Source organism: Pseudoclavibacter sp. JAI123 (assembly GCF_013409665.1).
GTDB lineage: Bacteria > Actinomycetota > Actinomycetes > Actinomycetales > Microbacteriaceae > Pseudoclavibacter.
This window is the reverse complement of sequence record NZ_JACCCM010000001.1, coordinates 2,133,694-2,149,508: the sequence shown is the minus strand read 5'-3', so window position 1 is coordinate 2,149,508 and position 15,815 is coordinate 2,133,694. Positions and strand designations below refer to the sequence as shown.

Here is a 15,815-nt window from a genome sequence, read left to right as displayed (position 1 = left end):
CCGATGTGCAGTCGGCGCGGACTAGTCCTCGCTCGAGAGCACGCCCTGCGTGTTCTCGAGGTGTGCGCGGATGAACCACTGGAACTTCTCCAGCTCGGACACCTGGCCGATGACCAGGTCCTGGGTCACGAGGTCGAGGTCGTCGAGGCGCTTGATGGCTTCTCGGTGGTCGGTGATGACGCCCACGTAGACGTGGTCCAGCGCCTCGAGGTGCTGGCGGGTGCCTGCGCGGAACACCTCGTAGTCATCCCAGGTGCGGGCCTGGACGAGCGCGCCCGGCAATCCGTTCGGCGGCACGCCGAGGGTCGCCATGCGCTCCGCGACCTCGTCGGCGTAACCGCGGACGAGTTCGATCTGGGGGTCGAGCATCTCGTGGACGCTGATGAAGTCGCGCCCGATGACGTTCCAGTGGGCGTGCTTCAGCGTGAGGTGCAGGTCGTTGAGGGCGTGGAGGCGAAGCTGCAGGAGCTCGCCGATCTCGTGGCCCTTGTCGAGCGAGAGCCCGGGGACGGTGTACTCGCCGTTCTCGGTGTGCTGGCTTGAGGCTGTTGTGGTCATCTCAGTCCTCTCTTGGGAGCGCGCGTCGCGGATCCCGGTCGATGAGTCCCGTTCAGTGCGGGGGAAGACCAACCTTGTCAGCCAGGTCTGAACGTTTGGTCGGAGGACTGCCGAGGATGCGCGGCGACCGCCGTAGACTGCCGGGATGCGCGCCGCACAGTCAGGGGGCAGCCCGTCGAGCGGGCGTGCCGACTCGGCGCCGAGCTACGGGGTACTCGCCGATCTGGGTCCGCTCGACAACGAGATCGAGATCCGCCGCTCCCGGTTCATCTGCCGCCTCCAGCGAGTGGAGAGCGAAGCGGAGGCAAGGGCGGTCATCGCCGATCGGCGGGCCGCACACCGACTCGCGCGCCATCACTGCAGTGCGTTCGTGCTGGGTGCCGGGCGAGATGTCCAGCGCTCGAACGATGATGGCGAACCTGGCGGGACGGCTGGGACGCCCATGCTCGAGGCGCTCGTGCTGCACGAGCGCGAGCGGGGCATCCCGTCCTCGGCCGACCTCAGCGACGTCGTCGCTGTGGTCACGCGGTACTTCGGCGGCGTTCTGCTCGGCGCAGGCGGGCTCGTGCGCGCCTACTCGGAGTCCGTCTCGGCGACCCTGCAGCTCGCACGACTCGCGACGCGCGAGGCGAGGGCGATCTTCGGTCTCGAAGCGCCGCACGCCACCGCAGGTCAGTGGGAGAACGAGCTGCGCGTCCGCGGCGTGCTCGTGGCCGGAACCGACTACGCCGGAGCCACAGCCATGTTGAGCCTGGCCATCCCCGACTCGCCTGACGCGCGCGGGCGGCTGGCTGCCGAGGTGGCGGCGGTCACCGCCGGCCGTGGCTCGCTCGTCCCCCTCGGCGCTGAGTGGGTCGATCTCGCCTAGGGCGTGCACGCGTCACCTCCGGGAGGCCGTCACCATGAGGTACTTCCAGTTCATCTGGCCGTCCTGCAGGGAACGGTCGGCGAGTGCCGCCAGGTCTGCGTCCAGTGCAGCCACTCGCGCTCTGTGGTCGGTCACACCGCGGTCTGACAGCCCGTGTCCGCGCTCGTCGTACCGGATCACCGTTGCGATGCGGCCGAGCTCCACGAGGAAGTGGCGCCAGACAGGGCTCTGCCAATCGAACTGCAGATGACTCAGCGCCCCCACAGGACTCACGCTAGAACTCCCGAGCGCCCAGGACGCCCCATCGTCAGCCCACTGTCAGGCTCCGGCGCGGGACCAGGCGCGCGTCCGTCGGTCAGACTCCGTACGTCTGCGTCTCCGGTGCTCGAAGGCTCGCGGCCGTGAGCCGGCGCCACTCGGCGTCGACCTGATCGAGTGTCTCGTCGAGGGGGGCGCTCGTGTCGATGAGCACGTCGGCGATCCGACGCCGCTCGTCATCGCTCGCCTGCGATGCGATTCGAGCCTGCGCGTCTTCCGGTGTCATGCCGCGACCCTCGACGAGACGCTCCTCGCGGACGTTGGCCGGCGCATCCGCAACCCAGATCTCCTCGTAGTCGTAGTTGCTCGTCGATTCGACGAGCAGCGGGATGACATGCACGACAAGGGCCGCCGGGTCGTCGGCGAGCACCTCATCGAGCCTCTCCCCCGTGAGGCGACGCACCTCCGGGTGCACGATGTCGTTGAGTGCCCCGCGTGCCTCGTCGTCGCCGAAGACCAGCGCGCCGAGTGCGGGACGGTCCAGTGTGCCGTCCGCCAGGAGCACCTGCTGTCCGAAGCGCGCGACGATCTGTCGAAGCGCTGGAGAGCCGACGGCGACGGCCTCGCGCGCGAAGACGTCGGCGTCGAGGATCACGCCGCCGAGCTCGGCAAGTCGGTTGGCGATGGTCGTCTTGCCGGATCCGATTCCCCCGGTCAGCGCGATGGTGACCATGATGTGCTGTCCTCTCGTCTGCGCATGCCCTCCGACGGGCATCGTCGTGTGGCCAACGCTACTGCGCTCCGGCCGAGAGCACCCTCCGGCATCCCGGGACGACCCGCCCCCGGGCTGATCGCGTGCCAGACTGGGACGCAGGAGGCACGAGACACATGCTTGAAATTCTGACCGGCCTGGGACTCGCGACGGCGAGCGGCCTCAATGCGTTCATCCCACTGCTCGGGATCGGGCTTCTCGCCCGCTTCACCGACCTCATCGCGCTTCCAGCAGGCTGGGCCTGGCTCAGCAACGACTGGGTGCTCATCATCGTCGGCGTGCTGCTCGTGCTCGAGCTCGTCGCCGACAAGGTCCCCGCGCTGGACCACGTCAACGACTGGATCCAGACGGTCATCCGCCCGACCTCCGGCGGCATCGTCTTCGGGGCTGGCACCGCCAGCTCGACCGCAGCCATCCAGGACCCGGCCAGCTTCTTCACGAGCAACGCGTGGGTGCCAGTGGTCATCGGGATCGGCATCGCCCTGCTGACCCACCTCACCAAGAGCAGCACCCGAGCCGCGGCGAACGTCGTGACAGCTGGTGCGGCCGCTCCGATCCTGAGCGTCGGCGAGGACGCCATCAGCGTCGGGCTGCTCTTCTCCGCGATTCTCGTGCCGCTGTTCGTGCTGGTCATGCTCGCAATGCTCGGTGTGCTCGCCTGGCTGCTGTTCCGCAGCTTCAAGCGCGTGCGCGACGCGCGCGCCGCCAGGTCGGGGCCTGCCGCTCCCCCGGTCCCGCCGGCCCCGGGCTTCACCGCCTGACCAGAACGAGCCCCGCTGGGACGAGCAACGCCCGGCCGCTTCTCAGCGGCCGGGCGTTGCATTCGCGCCGGTATCCGCGACTCTCTCCCCACAACGGCCGAAGACCGGCCCCAGAACTGGGACCGGCCTTCGGATGCAGTGGTGCCGCGGGGAACTAGTTCCCTGCGAGCTTCTCGCGGAGGGCTGCAAGCGACTCGTCGTCGGCAAGCGTTCCTGCGCCAGCTGCTTCGCTCGCGAACGAGTTCGAGGAGCTCGACGGCGCGACGGCGCTGACGTTCTGCTCGATCTCGGCTGCGGATGCGACCTGCTTCTTGTGCGCTTCCCAGCGAGTCTGAGCGAGAGCGTACTCCTGCTCCCAAGCCTCGCGCTGTGCGTCGAAGCCTTCCTTCCACTCGTTGGTCTCGGGGTCGAAGCCCTCGGGGTACGTGTAGTTCCCCTCGGCGTCGTACTCGGAGACCATGCCGTAGAGCGCTGCGTCGAACTCGGTGCCCTCGGGGTCGACGCCATCGTTCGCCTGCTTGAGCGAGAGCGAGATGCGGCGACGGTCGAGGTCGATGTCGATGATCTTGACGAACAGCTCCTGGCCGACCGACACAACCTGCTCGGCGAGCTCGACGTGGCCGCTGGAGAGCTCCGAGATGTGCACGAGGCCCTCGATGCCGTCTGCGACGCGCACGAACGCACCGAACGGAACGAGCTTCGTGACCTTGCCCGGTGCGATCTGACCGATGGCGTGCGTGCGTGCGAGCACCTGCCACGGGTCTTCCTGCGTTGCCTTCAGCGAGAGCGAGACACGCTCGCGGTCGAGGTCGACCTCGAGGATCTCGACGGTGACCTCCTGGCCAACCTCGACGACCTCGGAGGCGTGCTCGATGTGCTTCCAGCTGAGCTCGGAGACGTGCACGAGGCCGTCAACGCCACCCAGGTCGACGAACGCACCGAAGTTGACGATCGAGGAGACCACACCCTTGCGGACCTGGCCCTTCTGGAGGTTGTTGAGGAAGTTCGAGCGGGTCTCGGACTGGGTCTGCTCGAGGAGCGCGCGGCGCGAGAGCACGACGTTGTTGCGGTTCTTGTCGAGCTCGAGCACCTTGGCCTCGAGTTCCTGACCGAGGTACGGCGTGAGGTCGCGCACACGGCGGAGCTCGATGAGCGAGGCCGGGAGGAAGCCGCGGAGGCCGATGTCGACGATGAGACCGCCCTTGACGACCTCGATGACGGTGCCGGTGACGACGCCGTCTTCTTCCTTGATCTTCTCCACGTCGCCCCAGGCGCGCTCGTACTGTGCGCGCTTCTTGGACAGGATCAGACGGCCTTCCTTGTCCTCCTTCTGGAGAACGAGGGCCTCAACGGTGTCGCCGACCTGAACGACCTCGGTGGGGTCGACGTCGTGCTTGATCGAAAGCTCGCGCGAGGGGATGACGCCCTCGGTCTTGTAACCGACGTCGAGGAGGACCTCGTCGCGGTCGATGCGAACGACGGTGCCCTCGATGAGGTCCCCGTCGTTGAAGAACTTCAGCGTCTCTTCGACCGCGGCAAGAAAGTCCTCAGCAGATCCGATGTCGTTGATGGCGACCTGCTTGGTTGCCTTTTCGGTCGTGGTGGTGGTCATGTAGGTAATGCTCCAGGTGGGCTATAAGTCGGCCCGGATGTGCTGCTCTCGGCATGATGTCGAGGACAATGGTGCTCATCCGGGAATGCGGATACGTGCACACAGAAAAGTGCTCTGTCAGTCTAGTCGGCGAAGTCAAGTGAGAGCAAGTGTCGCGCGCGGCGAGTTCCCCGGCGTTTGCGGCGAGTCGGTCCCGCGAGCCCCGTTCGGCTCTGCACGGATCAGGAGACGGCGAGCGAATCTGCGTCGGTGCCGTCCGGGTTCATGAGCTGCGAGCGGATCAGGAAGCGCTTGCCTTCCGGGGCCTCCAGCGAGAAGCCGGATCCCCGCCCGGTGACGATGTCGACGGTGAGACGAGTGTGGCGCCAGTACGCGAACTGCTCGCGCGACATCCAGAACTCCACTCGACCCGCGTCGGCGATGTCGGTGGTGCCGAGGAGGACGTCGGCGTCTCCGGTGAGGAAGTCGCCAGCCGGGTAGCACATGGGCGAGGAGCCGTCGCAGCAGCCCCCGGACTGATGGAACATGAGCGGGCCGTGGCGCCTCCCGAGCGCCGAGATCATCACGACTGCCTCCGGCGTGAAGGAGACCCGGGAGAAGGTCTCGCCCTCGATGGTCGGGGTCGATGCGAGCGCTCCACCACTGGGCAGCTCGTCGACATCGCCTCGCACTTCGCTGTGCATGTCTTCACCCGTTCGTTGTGTCTTGGTGTCCGGCCTTGCTTTGGGTCGCACGCGCGGCTCGGTGTCGCGTGTGCGGCGAGCGTACGCCCGGCGTCCGAGGACTCCATGAGTGCTCGGACGCCGGGCGCGGGCGTGAATCAGAAGAAGCCCAGCTTGTCCTCGCTGTAGCTGACGAGGAGGTTCTTCGTCTGCTGGTAGTGGTCGAGCATCATGAGGTGGTTCTCGCGGCCGATGCCGGAGGACTTGTAGCCGCCGAACGCAGAGTGGGCAGGGTACGCGTGGTACTGGTTGACCCAGACACGGCCGGCCTGGATGTCCCGGCCGGCTCGGTACGCGGTGTTGCCCATGCGCGACCAGACACCGGCGCCGAGACCGTAGAGGGTGTCGTTGGCGATCGAGATCGCGTCGTCGTAGTCGGAGAACTTCGTGACCGCGACAACCGGGCCGAAGATCTCCTCCTGGAAGATGCGCATGCTGTTCTGGCCTTCGAAGATCGTGGGCTGCACGTAGTAGCCGCCCGCGAGGTCGCCGTCCAGTTCCGCGCGCGCGCCGCCGATGCGGACCTTCGCGCCTTCCTGGCGTCCGATCTCCAGGTAGCTGAGGATCTTCTCGAGCTGGTCGTTCGAGGCCTGGGCGCCGACCTGCGTGTCGGTGTCGAGCGGGTTGCCCTGCACGATCTTGCGGGTGCGCTCGGTCACGTCCTCGAGGAAGCGGTCGTAGATCGAGTCCTGGATGAGGGCGCGGGACGGGCAGGTGCAGACCTCACCCTGGTTGAGGGCGAAGAGCGTGAAGCCCTCCTGCGCCTTGTCGTAGTACGCGTCATCGCGCAGCGCGATGTCCTCGAAGAAGATGTTCGGGCTCTTGCCGCCGAGCTCGAGCGTCACGGGGATGATGTTCTGCGAGGCGTACTGCATGATGAGGCGCCCGGTTGTCGTCTCGCCCGTGAACGCGATCTTGCGGATGCGCGAGTTCGACGCCAGCGGTTTCCCGGCCTCGGCGCCGAAGCCGTTCACGATGTTCACGACGCCAGGCGGGAGCAGGTCGCCGATGAGCTCGAAGAGCACGAGGATCGACGTGGGCGTCTGCTCTGCCGGCTTCAGGACGATCGCGTTGCCTGCTGCGAGTGCTGGCGCGAGCTTCCACACGGCCATGAGGATCGGGAAGTTCCACGGGATGATCTGGCCGACGACGCCGAGCGGCTCGTGGAAGTGGTACGAGGTCGTGTTGTCGTCGAGCTGGCTGAGCGTTCCTTCCTGCGCTCTGATGGCTCCGGCGAAGTATCGGAAGTGGTCGATCGCGAGCGGGATGTCGGCGGCGAGGCACTCCCGGATGGGCTTGCCGTTGTCCCACGTCTCGGTGACGGCGATGTACTCGAGGTTCCCCTCGATGCGGTCTGCGATCTTGTTCAGGATGACGGCACGCTCGGCCGGGCTGGTCTTGCCCCAGGCGGGCGCTGCGGCGTGCGCTGCGTCCAGGGCCGCCTCGATGTCCTCGGCCGTTCCGCGGGCGACCTCGGTGAAGGGCTGGCCGGTCACCGGGGTGATGTTCTCGAAGTACTCGCCCTTCACCGGCGGCACCCATTGGCCGCCGATGTAGTGCTCGTAGCGCGGCTTGAACGAGACGAGGGACCCGTCGGTTCCTGGCTTGGCGTACACAGTCATGGGGACTCCTTTGTCCGGGGAAACTCTTCCTCGGAAGACTAGGAGCGACAACGTTGCAATCGGGTTGCAGCGCTATGGCGCTGTCGCGCGAGGGGCGCTTCAGGACTCGAGCGATTCGATCCGAGCGACGTACCTGGAACGGGCGGGCGAGCGAGGCGGGAGCACGCCGAGGGCGATGCGGAAGGCGTCGGAGTCCTGGGCGACCTCTGGGAGCTCGAGGTAGGCGAGCAGCGTCGGCGTGTCCGCCGTGCTGAGGACCTGGTCCCGGAGCGTCGCCGAGATCTCGGCCCGCAGTTCGCGGATGCCAGGCGCATCGGAGGCGGGCAGGAGCTCGCCCGGATACATCCTCACCGCCGCCCGGACGTCGCCCGCTGCGAGGAGACGCAGCACCTCGGCGGCATCGCTCGTGAGGCCCTTCGCGACACGGTAGGGGCGCGGCACGAGGTCGAGGTCGCGTTCGGCGAGGAGCGGCCTGAGCCTCGCGAGCTCCGCCCGGAGCGTGACCTCCTTGGCCGTCTCACCGTAGAGCCGGAGTGCAAGCTCCCCCGCGCTGAGCCCGGACGGGCGTGCGGCGAGGAGCGTCAGGATCTCTCCGTGTCTGCCGCTGAGCTCGAGCGGCGGAAGGCCCGGTGCCGCGAGTCGAGCACGATGGACGCCGAGTGCGCTGACCTTGGCCGTAGCTGCCCCGCTGGCCGGCGCACTCGAGAGGGAAGGGCCGCCGGAGCGAGCCGCGGCGCCTGCCAGCAAGGCGGCGACTCGCATCTCGGCTTCGGCGGCGGCGACAGCTGCCCGCATGAGGGCGAGGGAATGGGGGCCGACCGCCCGTTCGTCACCCGTCAGGTCGATGGCTCCCACCGCGAGGCCGGACAGGGGATCGCGGATGGGGACCGCGGTGCAGCTGAGCAGCTGCACCGCGGGGGCGAAGTGCTCGGCGCCCGCGATCTGCACGCCTCGACCTGAGGCCAGAGCCGTGCCCGGGGCGCTCGTGCCGACGGCACCCTCGGACCAGTCGGCGCCTGCCACGAAGTCCATGTGCTCCGCGCGGCGAAGCGTGTCGCTGTCCCCGCGCACCCACAGGAGACGCCCCTGCTCATTGGTGATGGCGACGATGAGGCCGGTGTCCCTGGCCGGCTCGACGAGCAGGCGGTCGAGGACGGGAAGGACGTGCTGGAGGGGGCTGCGTTCGCGTGCGGCCGCGAGCGGTTCGAACGCGTCCAGGTCACGAGCCCTGGCATTCGAAGGACTCCCGAGCAGGTGCAGCGAACGGAGCCAGGATTCGCGGACGACGCTGCGAAGGCCCGCGACCGCCGAGCGGAGGTCGACGCCTCCGCTTCGCCCGCCGTCGGCGTCGATCAGGGAATGTGCGGATGCGGCGGCTGCCTGATCGGGACCGACGCTCTCGCCACTCTGCGGGTGCACCTCGCAGCCTCCTCGGATTCGCGGCAGCGAATGCGTCGATGCATTCGCTGCCGCGAGCCTAGGCGAAGCCGCCTGGGTGATGCCCAGCCGCGAGGGCCAGACGCTCGAGCCGCCCGATCAGTCCGTGCTGAGCACCTCGCGGAGGGTGTCGAGGCCGAGGCCGCCGAGGTCGAGCGCACGCGAGTGCCAGGCCTTGAGGTCGAAGTCATCCCCGCCTCGCTGTTCGGCTTCCGCGCGAAGCTCCTCCCAGATGCGCTGACCGATCTTGTAGGAGGGTGCTTGGCCCGGCCAGCCGAAGTAGCGGTTCACCTCGAACTTCACGAAACCGTCCGGCATGTTCACGTGCTGGCGCATGAAGTCGAGCGCGTACTCGTAGTCCCAGACCTTGTCTCCCTCGGGGACCGTCTTGCCGAGGTGGACACCGATGTCGAGGACGACGCGTGCTGCACGCATCCGCTGCCCGTCGAGCATGCCGAGCCGGTCGGCGGGCTCATCGAGGTAGCCGAGCTGCTCCATGAGGCGTTCCGCGTAGAGCGCCCACCCCTCGCCGTGGCCCGAGGTCCAGTTGTTGCGTCGCCAGGTGTTGAGCTGGTCTCGGTTCAGGGTCGCGCGCGCGATCTGCAGGTGGTGGCCCGGGACGCCTTCGTGGTACACGGTCGTCAGCTCGCGCCAGGTGTCGAACTCCGTGACGCCCGGTGTGACCGACCACCACATGCGGCCGGGACGGGAGAAGTCCTCGGACGGGCCCGTGTAGTAGATGCCGCCCTCTTCCGTTGGCGCGATCATGCACTCGAGTCGGCGCATCGGCTCCGGGATGTCGAAGTGGCTTTCTGCGAGCTCGGCGACGGCTCGGTCGCTGGTCTCCTGCATCCAGGCCTTGAGAGCCGGCTTTCCATGCAGTTTTCGGCTCGGATCGAGCTCGAGGTGAGCGATGGCCTCCGCGACGGATGCGCCTGGGAGGATCTCGTTCGCGATCGCCTCCTGCTCGGCCTTCATCCGCGCGAGCTCGGCGAGACCCCACTCGTAGGTCTCGTCCAGGTCGACGGCGGCACCGAGGAAGCCGCGGGAGGCGAGCGCGTAGTGCTCGCGCCCGACGGCGTCGGTCTCGCTCGCCGCGGGCAGCAGCTCGTCGTCGAGGAACGTCGTGAACGCGCCGTACGCGGCAGACGCGAGCTCAGCGCCTCGCTGCAGCTTCTTGCGGAGTTCCTGCGAGAGCTCGCCGGTCGCGGGCGACGACTCCGCGAGCTGCTCGAAGAAGTTCCCCGGGGCCGCGTACTCGCCGGTCTGCACGGCGACTTCGCGGACCTGCCGCTTCGCGGGAACTACACCGGCCATGATGCCCGCGCCGAGGCGCTCCGTGTATCCCTCGACCGCCGCAGGCAGGTTCTCGAGGCGCCGCGCGATGTCCTCGAAGTCGCTCGGCGTCTCGCGAGGCATGAGGTCGAACACCATGCGGATGTCCTGCGCCGGAGATGCGATGTTCGACAGTTCACGCAGGTGCAGCTTGGCGTCGATCATCTCGACCTCGAGCCCGAGGCTGCGTCGCAGCTCGAGCGCCGTCACACGGTCGACCTCGTCGGTCTCGGTGAGCGTGTCCAGCTTCGCGAGCACCTCGACGATCGCGGCGCGCTTCCGGGGAGCCGCGGCCGACGAGTAGTCGCCGTACTCGGCCTTGTCGCCCTCGGCGCCGAGCTCCACGCGCAGCTCGGGCGAGAGGTCGATCTCGGTAGCGACCCAGGCCTCCGCGAGCCGGTCGATGTCCGTCTGCGGTCGTGGCTGACTGGTGTTCTGGGTGGGAAGAGCGGAAGTCGTCATCCCGCAAGCCTATGCTCGCCCCTCTGGGTCCCCGCTCCACGGCCGGACCGGGTCGGGGCGAGCAGCTGCGCGGGCTAGTGCGCGGCCTCGTCCCAGTTCGGGCCGCGCCCGATCTGCACCTCGAGTGGCACGGTGAGGTCCGCAGCTGCGGCCATCTCCTCGCGGACGAGCGCTTCCATCGCCTCGCCCTCGCCGGCGGCGACCTCGAACACGAGCTCGTCGTGCACCTGCAGCAGCATGCGGGACGAGAAGTTCTCCGCACGGATGCGGTCCTCGATGGAGTTCATGGCGCGCTTGATGATGTCGGCCGCCGATCCCTGGATCGGCGAGTTGAGTGCCTGTCGCTCGGCGTTCTCGCGCGCGATCCTGTTCGTCGAGTGCAGGTCCGGGAACGGGCGCCTGCGGCCGAAGATGGTCTCCGTGTACCCGTCCTCCTTTGCCTGCAGGACGACGTTGCGCAAGTAGTCGCGGACCTTCCCGAAGCGCTCGAAGTAGTCGATCATGAGCTTCTTCGCCTCGGCGACCTCGATCTGCAGCTGCTTCGACAGGCCGAACGCTGAGAGGCCGTAGGCGAGGCCGTAGGACATCGCCTTGACCTTCGAGCGCATGGCCGGCGTCACATCGGCCGGGTCCACCCCGAACACGCGGGAGCCGACGAAGCGGTGGAGGTCCTCCCCCGCGTTGAAGGCCTCGATGAGCGCGGCGTCGCCCGAGAGGTGCGCCATGATGCGCATCTCGATCTGCGAGTAGTCGGCGGTGAGGAGCGACTCGAACTCGGGTCCGTGCACAAACGCGCGGCGGATGCGGCGACCCTCATCGGAGCGGATGGGGATGTTCTGCAGGTTCGGGTCGTTCGACGACAGGCGGCCCGTGGCCGAGCCGATCTGGTGGTAGCTCGTGTGGATGCGCGAGCTCTCGTCGATGGCCTTGAGCAGCGACTCCATGATCTGTCGCAGCTTTACCGAGTCGCGGTGCTTTCGGAGGGCGCCGAGGAAGGGATGCGGGCTGTTGCGCTCGAGGTCGGCGAGCGACTCCGCGTCCGTCGAGAAGCCCGTTTTCGTCTTGCGGGTCTTCGGCATCTCGAGCGTCTCGAAGAGCACGACCTGCAGCTGCTTCGGGGAGCCGAGGTTGATCTCGGTGCCGCCGATGGCGTCGAACGCATCCTGCTCGTAGGTGCGGATGCGCTCGGTCAGGTCGTCGGCGAGGCCCTGCAGGAAGTCGCGGTCGATGGCGACGCCCTGCAGCTCCATGCTCGAGAGCGTGGCGAGCAGGGGCGTCTCGATGGACGTGAAGACGTCGAGCGTGCCTGGCTCGAGCATGCCGAGCGCGGCCGTCGTGGCGCGCTGCGTGTACCAGGCGTCGCTCGCGACCAGCGACGACTCGTCGCCGAGCTGCAGCTGGTTCGGGTCACCCTCGGGGAGCTGCTCGTCGAGCCGCATCTGCACGAGTTCGGCGAGGCGCTTGGGGGCATTCTGGGGGCGGTACAGCCAGGCGGCGAGCTGGCCGTCCTTGACAGGGCCCCCGACGTCGAGGCCCGCGACGGTGAGCGCCTTGAGCTGGGGCTTCGCGTCGAACATGAGCTTCGGAGCATCGCTCGCGAGCCACGCCTCGAGGGGCGCATAGTCGACGCGTTCCGGGATCCACCTGAGCTCGGTCGCCTCGGCGGCCGTCGACACGCCGATGGCGACGATGCCCCCCTCGGCGTTGTGCGAGACCGCGAGGCCGAGGCCCTCCGGGGTCGCGGCGACGGCTTTCTCGAGCCACTGCTCGAGTTCTTCGTCGAGCAGCTCCGGTCGAACGGGCGCAGCGACGGCTTCGGCGGGCGCGATGTCGTCACCCGCTTCGTCGGCGAGCTTCAGGACTCGGTCCTGCAGGGTGCGGAACTGCAGCTTCGTGAAGATCTCGCGCACGGCATCCGCGTCGATCGAGCCGCGCGAGAGCTGATCGGGTGCGACCGGCAGCTCGACGTCATCGACGAGGCGGTTGAGCTTGCGGTTGCGGACCGCGTTCTCGCGGTGCTCGCGGAAGGACTCGCCGACCTTGCCGCCAATCTCGTCGGCATGGTCGAGGATGCCCTGGAGGGAGCCGTACTGCGCGAGCCACTTGGCGGCGGTCTTCTCGCCGACCTTGGGCACGCCGGGGAGGTTGTCGCTCTTCTCCCCCACGAGGGCCGCCACGTCCGGGTACTGCTCCGGGCGCACGCTGTAGCGCTCCTCGACCTTCGCGGGGTCGTAGCGGGTCAGCTTCGTCACGCCCTGCGTCGACGGGTAGAGCAGCGTGACATCGTCGGTGACGAGCTGGATCGAGTCGCGGTCGCCCGAGACGACGAGCACCTTGAAGCCCTGCTCGCGCCCCTGCCGTGCGAGGGTCGCGAGGATGTCGTCGGCCTCGAAGTCCTCCTTCACGACGGTCTTGATGCCCATCGCGTGGAGGGCGTCGCGAAGCAGCGGGATCTGCCCCTTGAACTCGACGGGAGTCGCGTCGCGGCCCGCCTTGTATTCGGGGTACTCGCGGGTGCGGAAGGAGCTGCGCGAGATGTCGAAGGCCACGGCGATGTGGCTCGGGTTCTCGTTCTGCAGCAGATTGAGGAGCATAGAGACGAAGCCGTGGATGGCGTTCGTGTGCTGCCCCTCCGAGTTCACGAAGCTGTCGACCGGCAGGGCGAAGAACGCCCTGAAGGCAAGCGAGTGGCCGTCGATGACCATGAGGGTAGGCTGATTTTGCGCTGACACACGGTCAGCCTACTTGCCGCCCCAGACACTGCGCCGATGCGCGCGTGTTGTGGGGCGTTCTTCGAGGAGGAAGCGTGATGACTCACCTGGAAACGCCCCCGACGACGGTCAACGGCCTTGCCATCCCCGACCAGCACGACGTGACCTTCGGTCGCGGCTTCGGCGCGCTGGCCGAGCGGATGGGCATCCTCTGCGTCGAGCTGAGTCCAGAGCGCTCGGTCGCCGTCATGCCGGTCGACGGGAACACCCAGCCCATCGGCCTGCTGCACGGCGGCGCCTACTGCGTGCTCGGCGAATCCCTCGGTTCCATGGCCGCCAACGTGCACGCCGGCCCCGGGCGCTTCGCGGTCGGCATCGACATCAACGCCACCCACACCGGATCCGCGGTCAGCGGCTGGGTCACGGGCGTGTGCACGGCGATCCACCTCGGCGGCTCCATGACGGTGCACGAGATCGTGGTCACCGATGAGGCGGGCAAGCGCTGCTCCACGATCCGCATCACCAACCTCATCCGAACCGCGAAGTAGTTCCACGCAGAGCCGAAGAAGCCCTCACCGCGACAACGCGGTGAGGGCTTCTGCTGATCGAGGCTCGGCTACTTCTTGGCCGAGAGCTGCTGGATGACCGCCTGCGCGACCTCCTGCATCGTGAGACGGCGGTCCATCGACGCCTTCTGGATCCAGCGGAACGCCTCTGGCTCGCTGAGACCCATCTTCTGCGTGAGGAGGCCCTTCGCGCGGTCGACCTGCTTGCGGGTCTCGAACCGCTCGTTGAGGTCGGAGATCTCGGCCTCGAGCGCGATGAGCTGCGCGTGGCGAGCGAGCGCGATCTCGATCGCGGGGAGCAGGTCGTTCTGCGTGAACGGCTTCACGACGTACGCGAGGGCGCCAGCCTCAGTCGCGCGCTCCACCAGTTCCTTCTGGCTGAACGCGGTGAGGAGCACAACGGGCGCGATGCTGTCCTTCGACAGCTGCTCGGCCGCGGAGATGCCGTCGAGCTGCGGCATCTTGACGTCCATGATGACGAGGTCGGGGCGGAGTTCCTTCGCGAGGGCGACCGCGGTCTCCCCGTCGCCGGCCTCTCCGACCACGTCGAAGCCGTTGTCGCGGAGGATCTCCACGATGTCGAGACGGATGAGCGACTCGTCTTCAGCGACGACAACACGTCGCGGGGCTTGAGAGGTTTCCTGTTCAGTCACGTAGTGAGCTTACGATACTGTGTCCGTGGTGTTGCGCCGGCTTGGCGGAATGGCAGACGCGGTGCACTCAAAATGCTCTGTCCGAGAGGGCGTGTGGGTTCGAATCCCACAGCCGGCACCAGACGGGAAGCCCCGGTCCTGCCAGTGAATCACTGGCCGAACCGGGGCTTGTCTCGTTCTCGGTGTTCGTGCTCGGCGCTACTCGCCCGTCATGGGCGTCTCCTCAGGTTCCGACGAGGTCGCACCGGTTCCCGACCAGGTCGCGGTCGCGTCCCAGAGGTTCAGCGTGTCGTCGACCAGCACCTCGACCTCGACTTCGCTCTGGGGAATCGTGACGCCGTCGGCGGCCCCTGCCTCGACGAGGCGCTGCACCAGCTTGTCGGTGACCTCCGTGAGGGCCTCTTCGCCAGCATCCGCCTCGGCAGAGGCGGTGCGCATGTATGTCTTGACTTCGCTCATGCGTCCATCATCTCAGCCACCGCGACCATCTCAGCCGAAGAAGAGCCTCGTGGATGCCGAGACGAAGCCTGACTGCCCGAGCTGCTCGCGCATGCCCATGTACTCCTGCGCGTCCTGGCCGACGACGTACGTGATCTGCTCGGACCCGTCCGTCACCGCGTCGAATGCGGCCTGGGCGACCTGCTCGGCGGACGAGCGCGTCGAGTCGCGGGACGGGTCCCGGAACCGCGACGTCGCGCGGATGAGCGCTTCCAGGTAGTCGGGGTGAGCGGTCTGGTCGAGGCTGCGGCCGCCGAAGTCGGTGCGGATGCCGCCAGGTGCAAGGGTCTTGACCCGGATGCCGAACGGAGCCAGCTCGTAGGCGAGGCCCTCGCTCCACCCCTCGGCGCCGAACTTCGCGGCGTGGTAGACGGAGTTGAAGGGCATCGTGACCTTGCCGCCGATGGACGTCGTCGTGAGGATCACGCCTGCGCCGCGCTCACGGAAGTGCGGGATGAACTCCTTCGTGACGCGCATGACGCCGAGGAGGTTGGTGGTGATGTTCTGGACGATCTGCTCGTCCGTTGCGGCCTCGAACGGGCCCGCGAGTCCGTAGCCCGCGTTGTTGAAGAGGACGTCGACGGGCTCCTCGGCAAGCGTCTCGGCCACGACGCGGACGATGGCGTCTGGGTCCGTCACGTCGAGCCGCTTGAGCGTCACCCCCGGGAGGTCACCGAGCTCCGTCTCCTTCTCCGGCGCCCGCATGGTGGCGATCACTCGCCAGCCCCTGGCGGAGAAGAGCTCGACGGCCGCACGGCCGAGTCCGGTCGAAGTCCCCGTGATGAAGATGGTGCTCATGGTGCCTCTTCCCTGTTGGTGCTGACGCGGGTGCGCGCTCCGGATCGTACTCCTCACCCCACCAGGTGGTAGGTCAGCGATCGTGCGCGCGCACGGCGCGTGGCCTTGCATCAGCCTTAGGCACCCCTTACCGTACGTATACCGCTTTGCCGCTGGGAAGCTCGCACCGCACCAAGTGCCGA

At 67.8% G+C, this 15,815-nt stretch carries 15 protein-coding genes and 1 tRNA gene; 4 read left to right on the top strand and 12 right to left on the bottom strand.

All coding sequences use genetic code 11. The features are described from left to right. Nucleotides 1-21 precede the first annotated feature (21 nt). Nucleotides 22-558, bottom strand: coding sequence for a Dps family protein (locus HDC34_RS10085; RefSeq protein WP_179556759.1), 537 nt, complete (start codon nucleotides 556-558; stop codon nucleotides 22-24). A gap of 145 nt (nucleotides 559-703) precedes the next feature. Between HDC34_RS10085 and HDC34_RS10080 the strand changes: the two genes are divergently transcribed. After that, the gene (locus HDC34_RS10080; protein ID WP_179556758.1) at nucleotides 704-1,426 is read left to right on the top strand and encodes a YigZ family protein; all 723 of its coding nucleotides are present in this window, start codon (nucleotides 704-706) and stop codon (nucleotides 1,424-1,426) included. A gap of 12 nt (nucleotides 1,427-1,438) precedes the next feature. On the opposite strand, the gene HDC34_RS17805 is transcribed toward HDC34_RS10080, so the two are convergent. Further along, nucleotides 1,439-1,690, bottom strand: coding sequence for a hypothetical protein (locus tag HDC34_RS17805; protein ID WP_257023104.1), 252 nt, complete (start codon nucleotides 1,688-1,690; stop codon nucleotides 1,439-1,441). Nucleotides 1,691-1,781: 91 nt separating this feature from the next. Next, nucleotides 1,782-2,417 carry a dephospho-CoA kinase gene (gene coaE / locus HDC34_RS10070; protein ID WP_179556757.1) on the bottom strand — a complete coding sequence of 212 codons (636 nt, stop codon included), beginning with the start codon at nucleotides 2,415-2,417 and terminating at the stop codon, nucleotides 1,782-1,784. 155 nt (nucleotides 2,418-2,572) lie between these two features. Between coaE and HDC34_RS10065 the strand changes: the two genes are divergently transcribed. Further along, nucleotides 2,573-3,217, top strand: coding sequence for a DUF4126 domain-containing protein (locus tag HDC34_RS10065; RefSeq protein ID WP_104311923.1), 645 nt, complete (start codon nucleotides 2,573-2,575; stop codon nucleotides 3,215-3,217). Between the two features lie 154 nt (nucleotides 3,218-3,371). On the opposite strand, the gene rpsA is transcribed toward HDC34_RS10065, so the two are convergent. The 6 genes from rpsA to polA form a co-directional block, all read right to left on the bottom strand. Beyond that, entirely contained in the window at nucleotides 3,372-4,829 is a 1,458-nt protein-coding gene (gene rpsA, locus HDC34_RS10060; RefSeq protein ID WP_104252919.1) for a 30S ribosomal protein S1, read from the bottom strand. Nucleotides 4,830-5,050: 221 nt separating this feature from the next. After that, the gene (locus tag HDC34_RS10055) at nucleotides 5,051-5,512 is read right to left on the bottom strand and encodes a DUF779 domain-containing protein (protein ID WP_179556756.1); all 462 of its coding nucleotides are present in this window, start codon (nucleotides 5,510-5,512) and stop codon (nucleotides 5,051-5,053) included. Nucleotides 5,513-5,649: 137 nt separating this feature from the next. Beyond that, nucleotides 5,650-7,173 (bottom strand): aldehyde dehydrogenase family protein, encoded by a 1,524-nt coding sequence (locus HDC34_RS10050; RefSeq protein ID WP_179556755.1) that lies wholly within the window; start codon nucleotides 7,171-7,173, stop codon nucleotides 5,650-5,652. A 99-nt stretch (nucleotides 7,174-7,272) separates the two neighbouring features. Next, entirely contained in the window at nucleotides 7,273-8,592 is a 1,320-nt protein-coding gene (locus HDC34_RS10045) for a GAF domain-containing protein (RefSeq protein ID WP_179556754.1), read from the bottom strand. A gap of 117 nt (nucleotides 8,593-8,709) precedes the next feature. Beyond that, a complete protein-coding gene (locus tag HDC34_RS10040) occupies nucleotides 8,710-10,407 on the bottom strand; it encodes a DUF885 domain-containing protein (RefSeq protein ID WP_179556753.1) in 1,698 nt (565 codons plus the stop codon). 74 nt (nucleotides 10,408-10,481) lie between these two features. Then, on the bottom strand, nucleotides 10,482-13,112 hold the full coding sequence (gene polA, locus HDC34_RS10035) for a DNA polymerase I (protein WP_179556752.1): 2,631 nt from the start codon (nucleotides 13,110-13,112) through the stop codon (nucleotides 10,482-10,484). Between the two features lie 104 nt (nucleotides 13,113-13,216). On the opposite strand from polA, the gene HDC34_RS10030 reads away from it, so the two are divergent. Then, a complete protein-coding gene (locus HDC34_RS10030; protein ID WP_179556751.1) occupies nucleotides 13,217-13,666 on the top strand; it encodes a PaaI family thioesterase in 450 nt (149 codons plus the stop codon). 68 nt (nucleotides 13,667-13,734) lie between these two features. Here HDC34_RS10030 and HDC34_RS10025 read toward each other — a convergent pair whose 3' ends face one another. Continuing rightward, nucleotides 13,735-14,337, bottom strand: a complete 603-nt coding sequence (locus HDC34_RS10025; protein WP_104241240.1) for an ANTAR domain-containing response regulator — start codon at nucleotides 14,335-14,337, stop codon at nucleotides 13,735-13,737. A 35-nt stretch (nucleotides 14,338-14,372) separates the two neighbouring features. On the opposite strand from HDC34_RS10025, the gene HDC34_RS10020 reads away from it, so the two are divergent. Next, a tRNA-Leu gene (locus tag HDC34_RS10020) sits at nucleotides 14,373-14,458 on the top strand. A gap of 77 nt (nucleotides 14,459-14,535) precedes the next feature. On the opposite strand, the gene HDC34_RS10015 is transcribed toward HDC34_RS10020, so the two are convergent. Further along, nucleotides 14,536-14,796 (bottom strand): hypothetical protein, encoded by a 261-nt coding sequence (locus HDC34_RS10015; RefSeq protein ID WP_179556750.1) that lies wholly within the window; start codon nucleotides 14,794-14,796, stop codon nucleotides 14,536-14,538. A 30-nt stretch (nucleotides 14,797-14,826) separates the two neighbouring features. Then, on the bottom strand, nucleotides 14,827-15,633 hold the full coding sequence (locus HDC34_RS10010; protein ID WP_179556749.1) for an SDR family oxidoreductase: 807 nt from the start codon (nucleotides 15,631-15,633) through the stop codon (nucleotides 14,827-14,829). Between the last annotated feature and the right edge of the window lie 182 nt (nucleotides 15,634-15,815).